This window comes from Herbaspirillum autotrophicum (assembly GCF_001189915.1).
GTDB lineage: Bacteria > Pseudomonadota > Gammaproteobacteria > Burkholderiales > Burkholderiaceae_D > Herbaspirillum > Herbaspirillum autotrophicum.
This window is the reverse complement of sequence record NZ_LFLS01000053.1, coordinates 12,673-27,800: the sequence shown is the minus strand read 5'-3', so window position 1 is coordinate 27,800 and position 15,128 is coordinate 12,673. Positions and strand designations below refer to the sequence as shown.

Annotated in this window: 8 protein-coding genes; 1 reads left to right on the top strand and 7 read right to left on the bottom strand. The window is 58.7% G+C overall.

Translation table 11 applies throughout. From position 1 onward, the window contains the following. From AKL27_RS25625 to AKL27_RS25600, 6 genes are all read right to left on the bottom strand, one after another. The coding region (locus tag AKL27_RS25625; protein WP_408609790.1) for a beta strand repeat-containing protein at positions 1 to 3,873 on the bottom strand (3,873 nt) is incomplete at its 3' end. Positions 3,874 to 3,937: 64 nt separating this feature from the next. Then, positions 3,938 to 5,656 (bottom strand): peptidase domain-containing ABC transporter, encoded by a 1,719-nt coding sequence (locus AKL27_RS25620; RefSeq protein ID WP_050465735.1) that lies wholly within the window; start codon positions 5,654 to 5,656, stop codon positions 3,938 to 3,940. A 13-nt stretch (positions 5,657 to 5,669) separates the two neighbouring features. After that, a complete protein-coding gene (locus AKL27_RS25615) occupies positions 5,670 to 7,343 on the bottom strand; it encodes a hypothetical protein (RefSeq protein ID WP_050465734.1) in 1,674 nt (557 codons plus the stop codon). A gap of 103 nt (positions 7,344 to 7,446) precedes the next feature. Then, a complete protein-coding gene (locus tag AKL27_RS25610) occupies positions 7,447 to 8,820 on the bottom strand; it encodes an HlyD family type I secretion periplasmic adaptor subunit (protein WP_050465733.1) in 1,374 nt (457 codons plus the stop codon). Continuing rightward, the gene (locus tag AKL27_RS25605) at positions 8,817 to 9,572 is read right to left on the bottom strand and encodes an OmpA family protein (RefSeq protein ID WP_050465732.1); all 756 of its coding nucleotides are present in this window, start codon (positions 9,570 to 9,572) and stop codon (positions 8,817 to 8,819) included. Before AKL27_RS25605 ends, AKL27_RS25610 begins: the two co-directional genes overlap by 4 nt. 13 nt (positions 9,573 to 9,585) lie before the next feature. Continuing rightward, a complete protein-coding gene (locus AKL27_RS25600) occupies positions 9,586 to 11,193 on the bottom strand; it encodes a TolC family protein (protein WP_083439301.1) in 1,608 nt (535 codons plus the stop codon). 720 nt (positions 11,194 to 11,913) lie between these two features. Here AKL27_RS25600 and AKL27_RS25595 point away from each other — a divergent pair. Continuing rightward, the gene (locus tag AKL27_RS25595) at positions 11,914 to 12,816 is read left to right on the top strand and encodes a crotonase/enoyl-CoA hydratase family protein (protein WP_050465731.1); all 903 of its coding nucleotides are present in this window, start codon (positions 11,914 to 11,916) and stop codon (positions 12,814 to 12,816) included. Between the two features lie 131 nt (positions 12,817 to 12,947). On the opposite strand, the gene pdeR is transcribed toward AKL27_RS25595, so the two are convergent. Continuing rightward, on the bottom strand, positions 12,948 to 14,957 hold the full coding sequence (gene pdeR / locus AKL27_RS25590; protein ID WP_050465730.1) for a cyclic di-GMP phosphodiesterase: 2,010 nt from the start codon (positions 14,955 to 14,957) through the stop codon (positions 12,948 to 12,950). Positions 14,958 to 15,128 lie beyond the last annotated feature (171 nt).

Here is a 15,128-nt window from a genome sequence, read left to right as displayed (position 1 = left end):
ACTGATACCCCCATCAAAATTATTGGACGCCGCGCTGGCAATGAACGTGTCATCACTGCTGCTGCCGGTCAGGTCCTGAATATTGACCAGCGTATCGCCTTGCGCATACCCGCCCGAGGTGCCGGTACCATTGGTGTAGTTCAGGTCGACCGTGACACCGGCATTCGATGCTGCATAACTGACACGATTATGTGAATTGGCGGTGCTGATGCCACCATCGAAATGATTGGATGCGGCGCTGGCAACGAACGTGTCGTCGCCACTGCCGCCGGTCAGATCCTGAATATTGACCAGCGTATCGCCTTGCGCATACCCACCCGAGGTGCCGGTACCATTGGTGTAATTCAGGTCGACCGTGACACCGACCGTTGACGCCGCATAACTGACACGATTATGTGAATTGGCGGCACTGACGCCGCCGTCGAAATGATTGGATGCTGCACTGGCGACGAACGTGTCGTCGGCACTGCTGCCGGTCAGATCCTGAATGTTGACCAGCGTATCGCCGTCGGCAAAACCGCCGAAAGTACCGGTGCCATTGGTGTAATTCAAATCCACCGTGACACCGGCATTGGACGCCGCATAGCTGACGCGGTTGTGCGAAGTGACGCCGCTGATACCGCCATCGAAATTATTGGCGGCGGCGCTGGCAATAAAGGTATCGTCGCTGCTGCTGCCGGTCAGATCCTGAATGTTGACCAGCGTATCGCCGTCGGCAAAACCGCCGAAAGTACCGGTGCCATTGGTGTAATTCAAATCCACCGTGACACCGGCATTGGACGCCGCATAGCTGACGCGGTTATGCGAAGCCGCAGTACTGACGCCGCCATCGAAGTTATTGGCGGCGGCGCTGGCGATAAACGTATCGTTGCCGCTGCCGCCGGTCAGATCCTGAATATTGGTCAGCGTATCGCCTTGCGCATAGCCGCCAAAGGTGCCGCTGCCATTGATCTGGGTCAGATCGACGGTGACGCCGGTGGTATCGGCGGCATAGCTGACGCGGTTATGCGAGGTGGCAGTGCTGGTGCCGCCGTCGAAGTTGTTGGCCGCGCCATTGGCCACGAACGTATCGTCAAACGCACTGCCGGTCAGATCCTGGATATTGATCAGCTGGTCGCCCTGCGCATAGCCGCCGAAGGTGCCGGTGCCGTTGGTGTAATTCAGGTCGACCGTCACGCCCTGGTTGGAGGCGGCGTAGCTGACGCGGTTGTGCAGGGAACCGGTATTGCCGTCCAGTACATTGGCGTCGCTGCTGGCGACAAAGGTGTCGTCGTACAGACTGCCGAGCAAATTCTGGATATTGACGAAGCGGTCGCCGTCGGCGAAATTGCCGCCGGTACCGGTACCGATGGCATTCGACAGATCAATCACCACGCCGCCGCCGGAATACTGATAGCTGACGGTATTGACGCCAAGGCCGCCATCAAACTGGTTATGGTCGTTGCTGGCGATAAAGGTATCGTTGTAGGCGCTGCCGATCACATTCCAGATGTGTGCCAGCGTATCGCCGGCAGCGTAACCGCCGCTGGCGGTGCCGTTGTACAGATCCACCGTCACGGCCTGATCGGACAAGGCATAACTGACCGTATCGAAACCACCCTGACCGCCATCGAAATGATTGGCTTGCGGGCCACCGATGAACAGGTCATCGTAATTGCTGCCGATGATGTTGCGGATATTGGCGTAAGTATTGCCTTGCGCATAACCGCCGCTGCCGCTCATCGTCACCATGTTGACGGTGACGGCTGAGCCGGAAGCGACATAGCTCACCGTGTCCGAACCGCCGCTGCCGCCATCGAAGCTCTTGCTGTCGACACCGGCGATGAAGGTATCGTCGAAGCCGCTGCCGATCACCTTTTGAATATTGACGTAACTGTCACCTTCAGCGTCGCCGCCGGTGCCGCGTCCGGTCGAAAAATTGACCAGCACGCCACTGCCCGAACCGGCGTAGCTGACCGTATCGACGCCGCCGCTGCCGCCGTCGAAGCGATTGGCGTCGCCGTTGGCGACGAAGACATCGTCGAACGCACTGCCGATCACATTCTGGATATGCACATAGCTGTCGCCTTGCGCAAAGCCGCCGCTGCCGGTGTTGAGCTTGAGATTGACAGTGACGCCGCTGGTCGATGCCGCATACGACACGGTATCGACGCCGCCGCTGCCGCCATCGAAACGGTTGGCGTCAATGCTGGCGATAAAGGTATCGTTGTAGGCGCTGCCGATGGCATTCTGGATGTGCACATAGGTATCGCCCTGGGCATAACCGCCGGTACCGGTGCCGGTATTCAGATTGACCGTGACCGCCGCGTCGGAGGCTGCATACGAGACCGTATCGGAACCGCCGCTGCCGCCATCGAGACGGTTGACGGCAGCATTGGCGACAAAGGTATCGTCATGCGCGCTGCCGATCAGATTCTGGATGTTGGTCAGGGTATCGCCCTGGGCATCGCCGCCGCTGGCGGTTCCGGCCGCCAGATTGATGGTCACGCCGGCAGCCGAGCCGGTGTAGCCGGCGGTATTGTTGCCGGTAGCGCTGCCGGTCAGTACATCGGCGCCGGCGCCGCCTTCAAAATACCTGCTGCTGCCGGCGCCGCCGATAATGGTGTCGTTGCCGCTGCCGCCATACAAGGCGTCGTTGGCATTGCTGCCGTAGATGGTGACGCCGCCGTTGCCGGCATGCACGATGTGCGGAATGCCTTGCCCCGGCAGGATCAGTACATTATTGCCGGTGGCGGGATCGACATACACCAGATCATTCGCATTGGCGGCATCCTTGATCGCGACATAGCGGGTTTCGGTCAGCGTCGACGTGCCATCCACCGTGGTAATGCTAGTGGCGAAAGACAGCTTGAATACATCCGGCACATTGCTGGCCGAGGCGATCTGGGTGTTGTAGACCAGTTGCAGATCGAAGGTCTTTTGATCTGCGGTGGTCAGGGTCGCCAGATACTGACCGCCGCCGAGCGCCGTGGCATTCAGGATCGACATGTCCGCCGGCACCCCGGAAATGATCAGCGATTTGACATTGCCGTCGCCGCTGATGGTGACATTGAAGACTTTGGTGAAGGTATTGTTATTGTTGCCGGCGGCATAGATGGTGGTGACATCATTGCCGGCATTGATCACCTGCGACGCAAACTGGGTATTGTTGGCGCCATCGGTGGCCGAAGCCGGCGTGCCGCCGCTGCCGTACAAGATGCTGCCGACCTGTGTCTGGGTCGCCAGATTGACCAGTTTGACGGCCACCGTCGGCGCCTGCGGCCCCACCACCGGCACCACCGGGATTGCACCGGGACGTTCCGGCAAGGACTCAGGAATATGCTTGACCAGCGCTTCGTTGGACGCCTGGGTCTGATAATCAGCCTTGGTTTCCGTCAGCTTGGTATTAGAGAACCGGTTTTCGGTCACCGATACCGCATTGTCCTTGATGATTTGCGACAACTGGCTCATCGTCGCCGTCGAAATCTGCGCCGAGGAATGATTGTTGCCGGTGAAATGATTGTCTTCCTGCGCCGCTGCCGGGTTGTCGGCGCGCGGTGCTTCCGAACTCAATATTTGCGGGTCGTGTTTTTGCAGCGCAATCTTGCCGACCTGATCCAGCAACTTGCCGGCGCTCTGCACGCTGTCGGAAAAGCTTACCTTGGCCTCATCATCCATGGCACTGATGGCGCCGCCTGCCAGCACCACACGCGAGCCGTCCGTCATCTGCAGCACCATGTCGACGTCGACTACCTGTACCTTTTGTACCATGCCGCGTGTGACCGGCAAGTGATAGCTGCCGGTCTGATCCGGCATCACTACCTTGAACGGACCGCTGCTGCGCTCAGCCGCTGCTGCGCCTGGTGCTGATGGGGTAGTTCCTGCAGTTGCCATGGTGTGCCTTCTGTAAAAGCGCGATCAAGGTTGAGGTCGATACGTCTGCTGCCAAATTGTCAAACTACTGCAACACCTGCGCCCGCGGGCCGTCAGTGATGATCTTGCCGTCATTGATGACGATGATGCGGTCCATCTGTTTCAGCAAGGCCGGGCTGTGCGTGGCCACCACCAGCGTGCGGCCGGCGGCAAAGGCCATCAGGCGCGCGATGATTTTGGTTTCGGTCGCCTGATCGATACCGGTGGTCGGTTCGTCCAGCAACAGCACCTTGGGCATGCCGGCAATGGTGCGCGCCAGCGCCAGCATCTGGCGCTGACCGCCCGACAGATTGCCCGGCGCTCGCAATATCTGGTCCAGCCGCAATTCGCCACGGGCAATCAATTCATCCACTCCCGACACCGACAGCGCCGTTTCATAGACATCGCTGGCGACCTGATCGCCGATGAAAATATTTGACGCCAGGCTGCCGTCAAACAAGAACGGTTCCTGCGGCTTATAACCGATGCAGCGCATGCGCACCGGTGCCGCATAGGCGGTGACCGCCACCCCGTCCATCAATACATGGCCGCTGTCAATCCGGTGCAGACCGGCCAGACAGCGCAGCAAGGTCGATTTTCCCGAGCCGGAACGCCCTACCAGTCCGACTTTTTCACCAGGCCGGATCGCAAACGACATGTCCTGCAAAACCGGGCCATCTTCCTGATTCAACTGCAGCGTCAGCTTGCTGACCTGGATCGCGCCGCTCATGTCTTGCCGCACCACATCAGCGGTGTATTGTTTGCCGTCGGGCTCGCCCTCGTTTTCAAACATGGCTTCAAATGCACTGCGGGCGCGGCTGAAGGTATCCAGCCGTCCCAGCACCACGCTGACCGATGACAAGATCGACGTCGCGCGGCTGATCAGCATCGAGCAGGCGATCAGCGCGCCCACCGTCAACAGGTTGTCTTCCACCAGATAGACGCCAACCACCAGCGCCCCCACCGTGATCACGGTGTAACCGATCCCGGCCAGCGCATAGCTGATATTCATCCAGAACCGGCTCTTGGCCTGCGCCACCGCATTGTCGCCGGCATCCTTGAGAAAGGTCTTGACCAGCCGTTCTTGCAACGGTGAGGTCTTGAGCGTTTCCATGCCATACACCAGACTGGCCAGCTTATCGATCTTGCCGATGCCGGACTGCAAGGCCTGTGCGCCATAATCGTTGGCCGGGATCTTGCACAGCAACTGCGCCGCCACCAGCAAGCTGCCGCCGACCAGCACCACCCAGATCATGTGGCCGCCGATCAGCCCCAACGCCAGCAGATACAGCACCAGAAACGGCATGTCGACCAGCAGCAGCATGTAATTCGACGACAGCAAATCGCGCGCGCTGCTCATGTCGCGATACTTGGCCAATACCACCCCGACCGGCGCCGTGACCTTGGCCGCCAGCAAGCGACGGGCGGTAATGGCATCGAATTCGATATCGAACTTGCCGGCCAGTTGTTCCACGTAATAAATGCGGATGATGCGCAACACCAGTTCCAGCACGATGAACAGGCCCATGCCCAAGGTCAGCGCCCACAAGGTATCGGGAATGTGATTGCCCATCACCTTGTCGTAGATCAGGCGCGAATACAGCGGCATCAGCAACCCGAACAGATTGATCAGCACGCCGGCCACCACCACCTCGACGAAGCGCTTGCCATAGGCGCGCAACAACAGCAGGTACATGGGATCGCGCCGCAGGCTGGCGAGGTCTGCCTGCGGCTGGTCGACGAAAATCTGATCGCGCTGGTTCATGCCGGCTTCCGCTTCAGTTGACGCGGTTGGCGGTGGCAGCGATTTCCCGTGCAGCCTCACGCAATTCCAGACGCAGATCCTTGATCATGGTCTGACGGCCGCTGCGCATTTCATCGATGATGGTTTGCGACATCACGTTCTGCCGCATCAGTGCTTCACTGATCGCCGCCAGCGAATCCGGAATCGCGCTCAGGCCCTTGATACGGTCATTCTGCATCGCCATGTGTTTGGCCAGATCGATTTGCAATTGCCGCGCACTCAAGGCATCGCGCGTGATATTGCTGGAGTTTTCACCAATCGTCGTGCCCAGTTCGCCGAGGCGTGCCGCCACCGTGGCGTGAATTTCACCCTGATGCTGAATGGCACCGAGTTCATCGGCCATGCGAATCGAAACCTGGGTCAGCAAGCCTGGCAACTGTGCCAGATGCTGTGCCGATTTTTCGTGAATGGTGGCAATTTCAGCCTGTTGCGATGCCAGTGCATTGAGTGCGACCTCGACCTGATGCTGGCCGTTTTGCATCGATGCCACGATTTGCGGCAACACATCAAAACTGCGCAAGGCGATATCGCCATTGACCGACAAGCGCTCTTCCAGCAACGACAAGCTATCGGTCAGATCGCGTGCCGAGGTGACTTTTTGATTGATGATCTGGCCGACATTGCGAATTTCTTCCAGCGTTTGCTGCCCGACTTCATGCATGCGCGGGCCGAATGCCACCAGTTGGCGCAGGTTTTTCGACTCTTCCATACTGTCCTGCAACAGCCGCACCATGTTGTTGAGCCCGCTGTTCAAACCTTCCAGCTTGATCCCGGCCTGCAACGACGCCTCCGAACTGTTGCGCGAAGACATGATCGATTCGCGCTGCAATACCATCAGATCTTGCAGGAATTCCGCCAGAAACGATTCCGACACGCCCTGCCGTCCGCTGTTGCTCGCGCCCGGACCGGACATATCGTGAATCACGTGCTTGACCATTTCGCTGATGCATTCGCGCGAAGTCACCACCAGTTGTTTGCCGGCGCCGCGCAACGGCGTCAGTGTCAACCCCAGTGCCAGCGAACCGATCAGACCGAACATCGAGGCGCTGAACGCGGTCCCCATGCTGGCCAGCGGTTTTTGCAGGTCGGCCACCAGATGCATGAACGACGCATCCATGTCGCCGCCCTGGCTGGCCTTGCCGAAGCCATCAATCAATTCCGCGGTGCCGACCAGCGTTTCCAGCAAACCGATAAATGTCCCCAGCAAGCCCAGCGCGATCAGGAAACCGGTCAGGAAATGCGGAAACTCCATTTTCGCTTCCAGATGCGCGCGCAAATCGTTCAGTGAACGCTCAATGGTTTCCTGCTCGATCCGGGATGTCAGGCGGCCTTTGGTGTTGGCCACCGTGACCAGCACTTTGGCAATTTCGCCATCCTGAAATTCCGGCGCCCTGACCAGGTCTTCCATGGCCTCGCCGGCTTCGGCGCGGGCATAAAACGACATCAGTTTTTTATACTCCCAGCTCACGCGCCAGATGTTGTACGTGATCAATGCCACGCCGAACAGTGCCACCGCGATGATGAACAGGTTCAAAAACGGATTGATGTGAATCGCGTGCAGGACAAAGTCCCGGAACATGACCCCGCCGAAAATCAGAAACAGCGTGGGAATGGCAGCGAGTGCATAAAATTTGCGCAAGGTTTTCATACGAGGCAATCCCTGGTGACGAAACAAATGGAGAAGGCAATCGGCAACGTTGCCGTCCGGCCCGGGCCGGAATGCAACAACAAATAAGGGGAAGTGATCATGCTCATCGCGGCTCCCGCAACGCCGTCTGACCGAAGCGGCTCAATGGCGACATCAGGTATTGCCATACCGTGCGATGGCCGACCACCATGTCGGCCGAAGCCGTCATGCCGGCCATCAATGGCAAGCCGCGCTGCAAATCATGCGCATCGCGGGTGACTTCGATCTTGACCCGGAAATAGCGCTCGCCGCGTTCGCTGCGTTCTTCCGGCACGGTATCGGCGCTGATTTCAGTCACGACGCCGGCCATCGCGCCGTACACGCCATAGTCATAGGCGGTGACCTTGACCCGGGCCGGCGTCCCCGGCACCAGTTGCGCGCGGTCGGTCGGTTGAATCCGGGCTTCGATCACCAGCTTGTCATCGTTGGGCGTCATTTCCACAATCGCGTCGCCCGGCTTGACCACGCCGCCCACGGTATTGATCAGCACCCGGTTGACCACGCCATCCATCGGCGCCCGCACTTCGGAACGCGACACGCGGTCATTGCGCGACTTCAATTCTTCCTGCAACCGGGCCAGTTCGGTTTCGGCATTGGTCAGATCGGTACGCGCTTCAGCCCGGAAACGCGACATGGCTTCACCCGACTTGGCCTGCGCCTCGGCAATTGCCGCCTTCAGGCGCGGAATCATGGCATTGCCGGCGTTCAGGCGACTCATGGCATCCTGCGCCTTGGCTTGCGATTGGATATCTTCCAGTTGTGAAGCGGCATTGCGTTCAAACATGCCGTGCACCAATTGATACTGGCGTTGCGCCAGTTCATATTCGGATGCCAGGCTCTTCTGGCGGCTCACGGTTTCGCCCAGCTCGGCCTGGCGTTGTGCCGCTTGTTCACGCAACACGCTCAGTTCCTGTACCAACTTGGCCTGGCGGGCGGCAAACGAGGCCTGTTCGCTGACCACTGCCGGATCGTCCAGCGCCACCTCCTTGGGCATCAGCAAGGAAGCGCTGCCATTGGCTTCGGCACTGAGCCGGGCGACCCGGGCGCGCAAGCCCATGATCTTGATGCGGCCTTCACCGAGATCGGAATTGGCCCGCACATCGGCAATCGAAATCAAGGTTTGGCCCTTTTTCACGGCAGCACCTTCGCGCACCAGAATGGCCGAGACAATGCCGCCTTCCAGATGCTGGATCACCTGATTATGTTCAGAGGCCACAATACGGCCGTTGCCGCGCACCACCATATCAATAGTGGCAAAGTAAGACCACACCACCAGCGCCAGCAACAACACCGCCACTGTCAGAATGAACAGGCGCGGACGCGGCATGTCGCGATAGGCGCCGAGGCCGCGATCCAGTCGGGGCGCCAGATTGCGCATCAGACGCCGGCACCGCAACACCAGTCGCGTGGTCAGTGGAATGGCGGGTTGACGAGTCATTTGCCGGCCGCCGCAAATTGCAGGATCACGCGCGCGGCACTGGCGCCGGTATTTTCACCGGCAGCTACCCGGCTCTGCACCCGGTCGGCAGGCACGCCCGCATCCAGCAGGCGATTACGCACAGCGATGGTGCGGTAATACGCACGCCGCCGGCCTTCGCTGAATTCCACCGAACCCACCACCCCGGTAACCACGATCTTGCCCTGCTGGGCCTTGGCGCGCCGTACCCAGTCGCCGATATTGCTGTCGAGCGCTTTGGCGGCTTCATCATTGAGTTCGGTCGAATCATTGTCGAAATTGAGCACCACCGCTTTGGCATTGCCATCCACCTTGACGCCGGGCGCCACTTCTTTGGCCTGCGGCACGGCACGGATTTCAATGTTATTGCTGACGGCGCCGGCATCACTGGCCATGCTGCCGGGCGCTGCTGAGGTCGACTTCTCCGCCAGCCGGGTTTTCAGCACGGCGACTTGCTGGCGCAATGTGTCAATTTCCTGCGTCTGATTCTGGTTCTGGCTTTTCAGACGCGCCGTTTCACTGTCCTTGCCATCGCTGCTGCTGCCCTTGGCGCCGCTGAGCTGGCCGCTTTCCTGCGACTGGACAATTTTGGCGATCTTGGCCTGCGCCAGTTTCTGCGAGTAATAAAACAGGGTTACCACGAATACCACGACCACGAAGATCATGACCAGCACGACGTTGGACAAGGCATCTACGAAGCCTGGCCAGAAATTTTGTTCTTTCCCCCCTTCCATGGCTGGCGGTCCCCTATCGGTTGCTGCGTGGTTTATCGTCGGTCGCTGCCCACGAGCGACCGGTATTGCGCAAGATCTGGTAACTGATATCGGCTTGCTGGAACAACAGCAATGCAAAATCCATGCGCGACTGATAGGCCTGCTGATAAGCATCCAGTACATCCAGCAATTGCTTGCTGCCGGTGGAAAGTTGCTCCAGAAAAACATCGGCCACATTGGCATTGGTTTCATACGCCTGACGCGCGATGTCGATGCGTTTTCTGACGGCGCTCAAGGTACGGTAGTTGATATCGATCTGCTCTTTCAGCTTGCGCTCAAGGTCGGAGGCGGTATTGCTCTTTTCCACGTACTTGGCGCCGATTTCCTTTTGATAGAAGTAATCGGAACCGCCATTGAGCAAGTTCATCGACAGCACCAGCATCAGACGCCGGTCGGTAGTCAGGGTCGAATCGCCGCCGGCGCCGCTGGCCTTGGCTTGCGACAGTTCGAGTGAAAATGCCGGCGAAAAGCGCGACCGCGCCGATTTCAATTCCTGGCTGGCGGCCGCCACATCCTGCCGCGCCGCCCGGATGCCGGGGTTGTTCTCATACACGCCTTCCATTGCCGCGCGGCTGGTATCGGGTACCTGCGGCATCATGCGCGCCGGGATTTCCATTTTTTGCGCGCGTTTGCCGATCAGTTGCGCCAGCGTCACCATGGCGCTGTCCAGCGTGCCCTCGGCTTCCGCCACGGTCGATTGCGCCGTCAGCGCCCGCCCGCGTACGCGTTCAAAATCGATCTTGCTGGCGCCGCCGCCTTCCAGGCGTTTGCGCATGTAGTCCTGCAAGGTCCCCATGCGTTCCGCGTAACTGCGCGCAAACGAGCGCGTGGTATAGGCGCGCAGCAAATCGTAATAGGCTTTGACGGTGGAGTAATACAGCGACTCCCGGGCTTCATCGACACGGAAATCGGCCGACGCCGATAACGAGCGCTGCTTTTGCCAGTCGAAATAAGAACCCGGCGCAAACAGCGGCTGGCGCAGCACGATGCTGGCATCCCAGCGATTATGCTGATTCGCCAGTTGCGCTTGTTGCGTGACCGGATCAATCACCGAAGCCGGGGCCGAGTACTCGCGTCCGCGTTGGGTCCGCACATCGATGGTAGGGCCGAGCTGCCCCAGTGCCGCGTTGCGCGCGTAACGCGCCTGATCGGCCTGCGCGGCAGTCGCCGCAAAGCTGTAGCTGTTGTTGAGTGCCAGTTCCAATACCTGACCGAGCGACAGGTAGCCGGTCAGTTCGCCTTCGGCATCCTCGTCCATGGCCGGCAATTCAATTGCCTCGCCGGCGAAAGCCTGATCCGACTGGCGCAACAGGCGCAGGATTTCGTCATCGCTGTCGGCTTGCGGTGAATTGGCAACAGCCGACGCTGCCAACTTGCCGGCTCGTATTTGGCCGGCGCCATTATTCCCGGCGTCCGGGCTCTGCAGTTGCGCAAGCGGACTCACCCGGGTATTCAGGTTTTGGTTTGATGAGCGCGGATTCGGAAGCGAAAGTATCTTGAGAGAGTCGGAAGCTGCCTGAGCAGCGGTAGAAATCACAAAAAATAGAGCGCCGAACTGAAATAACTTGTTTTTGAATGTCATTGATTCGTACGACCAACCTGGGCCATGCCCACCCCACCCCAAGAAGAAAAGAATCCCGCTGCCGGACTCGTTGATTGCGAGACTCGCCTTCCTTCCCCCGCCGCTTTACTTGTTACTGCAAACCGCACTGATTTTTCGCAATTATACGTTAGCCATTCGTCTATTAGATGCTCGTATTTTTTCAATTTTCACTTTTCAACACGACGTTCGCCACGAAATGAAAGCGGCTGACATAACGCTGTCACAAAAGCGCGCGACAGCCACGTTTTCAGCCTCGCAAATGCGTTGCCGCATGGATATAAAAAAGCCGGACAACTGTCATAGTTTTGTGTGAAGGCTTTGCCCACTGCGGCTCTCAGGGCAGCCGACAGATTCGTCGACAATCGCGAAACAGACTCGAACGTTGACGGCGCAAGAGGTTGATTTTGAGCAATACATTTTCATTTTTTTTTGCGCGTGTCATGCAGGTACGGGCAGCAGACAATGCTCTCGCGAGAAGCATGCATGTCGATTCCGACCCCGGGTCATCGCAGTGAACCGGCTTTTTACGCGAACTAAAAATATTCGAATTATTTTGACAAATTGACGACCTCGAAAAAGGTTTATTTTTACAATGCCATCAAAAGAATTCCGAGTCGGGATCAACGGTCTAAATTGGCCTTTGCTGCGCTACGTTTGGACTGCCGTTTTGCCGTCCTGATCTCAACCATGAGTCCTTGAATGCCACTACAAAACCATCCCAAAACCCGACGCTTTATAGAAGTCGGAAAGCTCACGCAAATGTCGGCCTGGTACGAAGCCGAGCGCAATGTCATCTGGATGATGATGCATGCCGGGCCGCGCCCGTGCTTCAATCCCGAACTGCTGAAAGACATGCTGGCACTGGCGCGCGCGGTACAGGCCAGTCGCCTGCCGGTCGATTTCTGGGTCACCGGCTCAACCATGCCGGGCATGTTCAATACCGGCGGCGATCTTGCCAGCTTTCTCGACTATATCCGCAACGGCGAACGCGGACTGCTGATGGCATACGCCCGCACTTGCATCGATGTGATTTGCGACATCCTGTCGGGCTTCGGAGTCGATGCCGTGACCATCGCCATGGTCGAGGGAACCGCGCTGGGCGGCGGTTTCGAATGCGCAGTCGCGCATGATTACATTCTGGCGCAAAGAGATGCCAAGCTCGGTTTTCCCGAGATCGCCTTCAATCTGTATCCCGGCATGGGGGCTTATTCACTGGTCGCGCGCAAGGCCCACATGCGGATTGCCGAGCAACTGATCAGCAGCGGCGAGTCGCATACGGCCGAATGGCATCTGGAAAAAGGCCTGATCGATCGCGTCTTCAACCAGGGCGAGGCCTATAAAACCACACGCACCTTTATCGACAGCCTGCGGCCCAAACTCAACGGCATTCGGGCCATGTTGCGCACCCGCCGGCGCGTACTGCCGATCACCAAGACCGAATTGCTCGACATTACCGAAGACTGGGCCGATTCCGCCTTCAATCTGGAAGCCAAGGATCTGGCCTATATAGAACGGCTGATCACGCTGCAAAACCGGCGCAACAGCATCACCGCCAAGGCAAGCGTGCCGTCGCGCGTGGTGCCTCCTGAAGAGCATGTTTAGGACATCGACCGGCCGCCCCGGTTGACGTCCTCGGCGGAAACGACAAGCCCGCCGGGAGTATCAACTCCCGGCGGGCTTGCATGGGCAACGCGTGCATCACGGAGCGCCATTTGAGCGCTGACCGCGCCGGATCAGGCAACCAGTCGCAGCACCCTCTTTGACGTGGCCGGCATCCAGGCATCGAAGTCAGTGCGCGGCATCGCCGCACCAAACAAATCACCCTGCGCGTAATCGACCCCGATATTTTTCAGGAACCCGACCTGCTCCTCGGTCTCGACACATTCGGCAACCACCAGCAGGTTCAGTTCATGGCCGACGGCGACCATGGAACGCACCAGCGCCCGCGCCTTGACATCCGAATGCACCGATTTGATGAAACTGCCGTCCAGCTTGAGCACATCCAGCGGCAAGCGCGACAGTTGCGACAGCGATGAATAGCCGGTGCCGAAATCGTCCAGATGCACTTGCGCGCCAAGATCGCGGAACTGGCGAATCAGGGCCAGCGCCTGCTTTTCGTCTTCGACCAGACAACTTTCGGTCAGCTCAAGATCCAGCAGCGACGGCGTCAAATCGTTTTCCAGCAGGGCTTGCGTGAATTCTTCGACGACATGGACATTGCGCAACTGACGCGCCGAAATATTGATCGCGATACGCAGATTGAGGCCCTGCTTTTTCCAGGCAGCGGCCTGGCGCGCGGCAGTTTCCATGACCCAGCGCCCGAGCGGCACGATCAATCCGCTTTCTTCGGCATACGGAATGAACGATACCGGCGTCACCAGACCGCGTTCCGGATGATTCCAGCGCAACAAGGCTTCGACACTTTCCACCTTACCGGTGCGCATCGAGATTTTCGGCTGGTAATACAGTTCGAACTGATGCTCATCCAGCGCGCGCCGCATATTGTTGTCGAGCCACATGTACTCGCTGACCTTGTTGTTCATCTCGGCCGCAAATACCCGGTACATGCGCTTGCCTTCTTCCTTGGCCACATACATGGCGGTATCGGCACTGCGCACCAGCTCTTCCAGACTGTTGCCGTGTTCCGGGAACATGGCGATGCCGATCGAGCAGCCGGAATAGATTTCCACGTGACGCACGAAAAACGCCTGCTTCATGCGTTCCAGAATATCGCGGGCAATGTCTTCCGCATCGCGCTGATCGGGACTGCCGACCATGATCAGAAACTCGTCGCCGCCGAGCCGCGCCAGCACATCCTGCTCGCGCAGGCAGCCCTTGAGCGTGGCCGCCACTTCATTGATCAGGGCGTCGCCGGTGAGATGGCCGTAATGATCGTTGACCTTCTTGAAGTTGTCGAGATCGAGGAAGATCAAACCGAACGGCTGGTTGTTGTCGGCAGTGACGGCGGCCGTGATGCGCTCCTGAATCGCATGCCGGTTGGGCAACCCGGTCAGCGCATCGGTATTGGCCAGCTCGATCAGCCGGGCCTGTGCGCGCAATTCTTCGGTGATATCGGTACCGGAGCAGACCAGATATTTTTCCGGTTCGCCGCTGCCCGACTCCATCAGCGTGGTGCGCCACTGAATCATCCGCACGCCGTTCCTGGTATTGATCGGCCGCGTCTGCGGCGCCGACTGGTTGCGACTGAAGAAGGCACTGACACCGGCGCGCGACTCTTCGCGCTGGCTGATGTTGACGAACATGTCGAAGGCGTTCTTGCCCACCACATCGGATTCCATGACGCCGGTGATTTCTTCGAACAGACGATTGAAACGCTTGATTTTGCCGGCACTGTCGAGAATGATGACCAGCGAATTGACCTCGGATACCACCTGCTCGGCGAACGTCAGGCCGTTTTCGAGATCCTTGACCACCGTTTCGGTATCGCCGTAGCGCGCCGCGCTGCCACCCCACATCCAGTTGTCGATCTTGCGCCCGACCAGATGCACGCTGATCGGCGTGCCAAAAATGGAAAGCGTCATGGTACGGCTGGACGTGACGCCGGTCATGCTGCGAATGTCCTGTGCCTGCTCAGCCGTCAGCTCCACCGCCACCGTGGCGTTGTCGCCGACATCGGACAACATCAGCGCATCGCTGTCGGCGGCCAGTTGCCAGCAAGGATTAAACGTACCGAAATGGGTAAACAGCTGGGGGTTGTCGATACCTTCATCAGGAGTAAACATGGCGACCTTTACCTAAGGCTGATGCACCCGGATTGCAGAATGGCACCGGGGCGTACCAGGCAAGAAATTGACTCGAGCCCACCACACCCAGCGGCTTGGTGAAAGCGCCGCTTGAATTGTATTGTAGACAGTTCTATCCAGTGAAACCATGCAGCCCGGCGTTGCGGATCA

Coding starts and splice junctions, on each gene's coding strand:
- AKL27_RS25620 (WP_050465735.1), bottom strand. CDS start 5,656: ATGAACCAGCGCGATCAGATTTTCGTCGACCAGCCGCAGGCAGACCTC.
- AKL27_RS25615 (WP_050465734.1), bottom strand. CDS start 7,343: ATGAAAACCTTGCGCAAATTTTATGCACTCGCTGCCATTCCCACGCTG.
- AKL27_RS25610 (WP_050465733.1), bottom strand. CDS start 8,820: ATGACTCGTCAACCCGCCATTCCACTGACCACGCGACTGGTGTTGCGG.
- AKL27_RS25605 (WP_050465732.1), bottom strand. CDS start 9,572: ATGGAAGGGGGGAAAGAACAAAATTTCTGGCCAGGCTTCGTAGATGCC.
- AKL27_RS25600 (WP_083439301.1), bottom strand. CDS start 11,193: ATGACATTCAAAAACAAGTTATTTCAGTTCGGCGCTCTATTTTTTGTG.
- AKL27_RS25595 (WP_050465731.1), top strand. CDS start 11,914: ATGCCACTACAAAACCATCCCAAAACCCGACGCTTTATAGAAGTCGGA.
- pdeR (WP_050465730.1), bottom strand. CDS start 14,957: ATGTTTACTCCTGATGAAGGTATCGACAACCCCCAGCTGTTTACCCAT.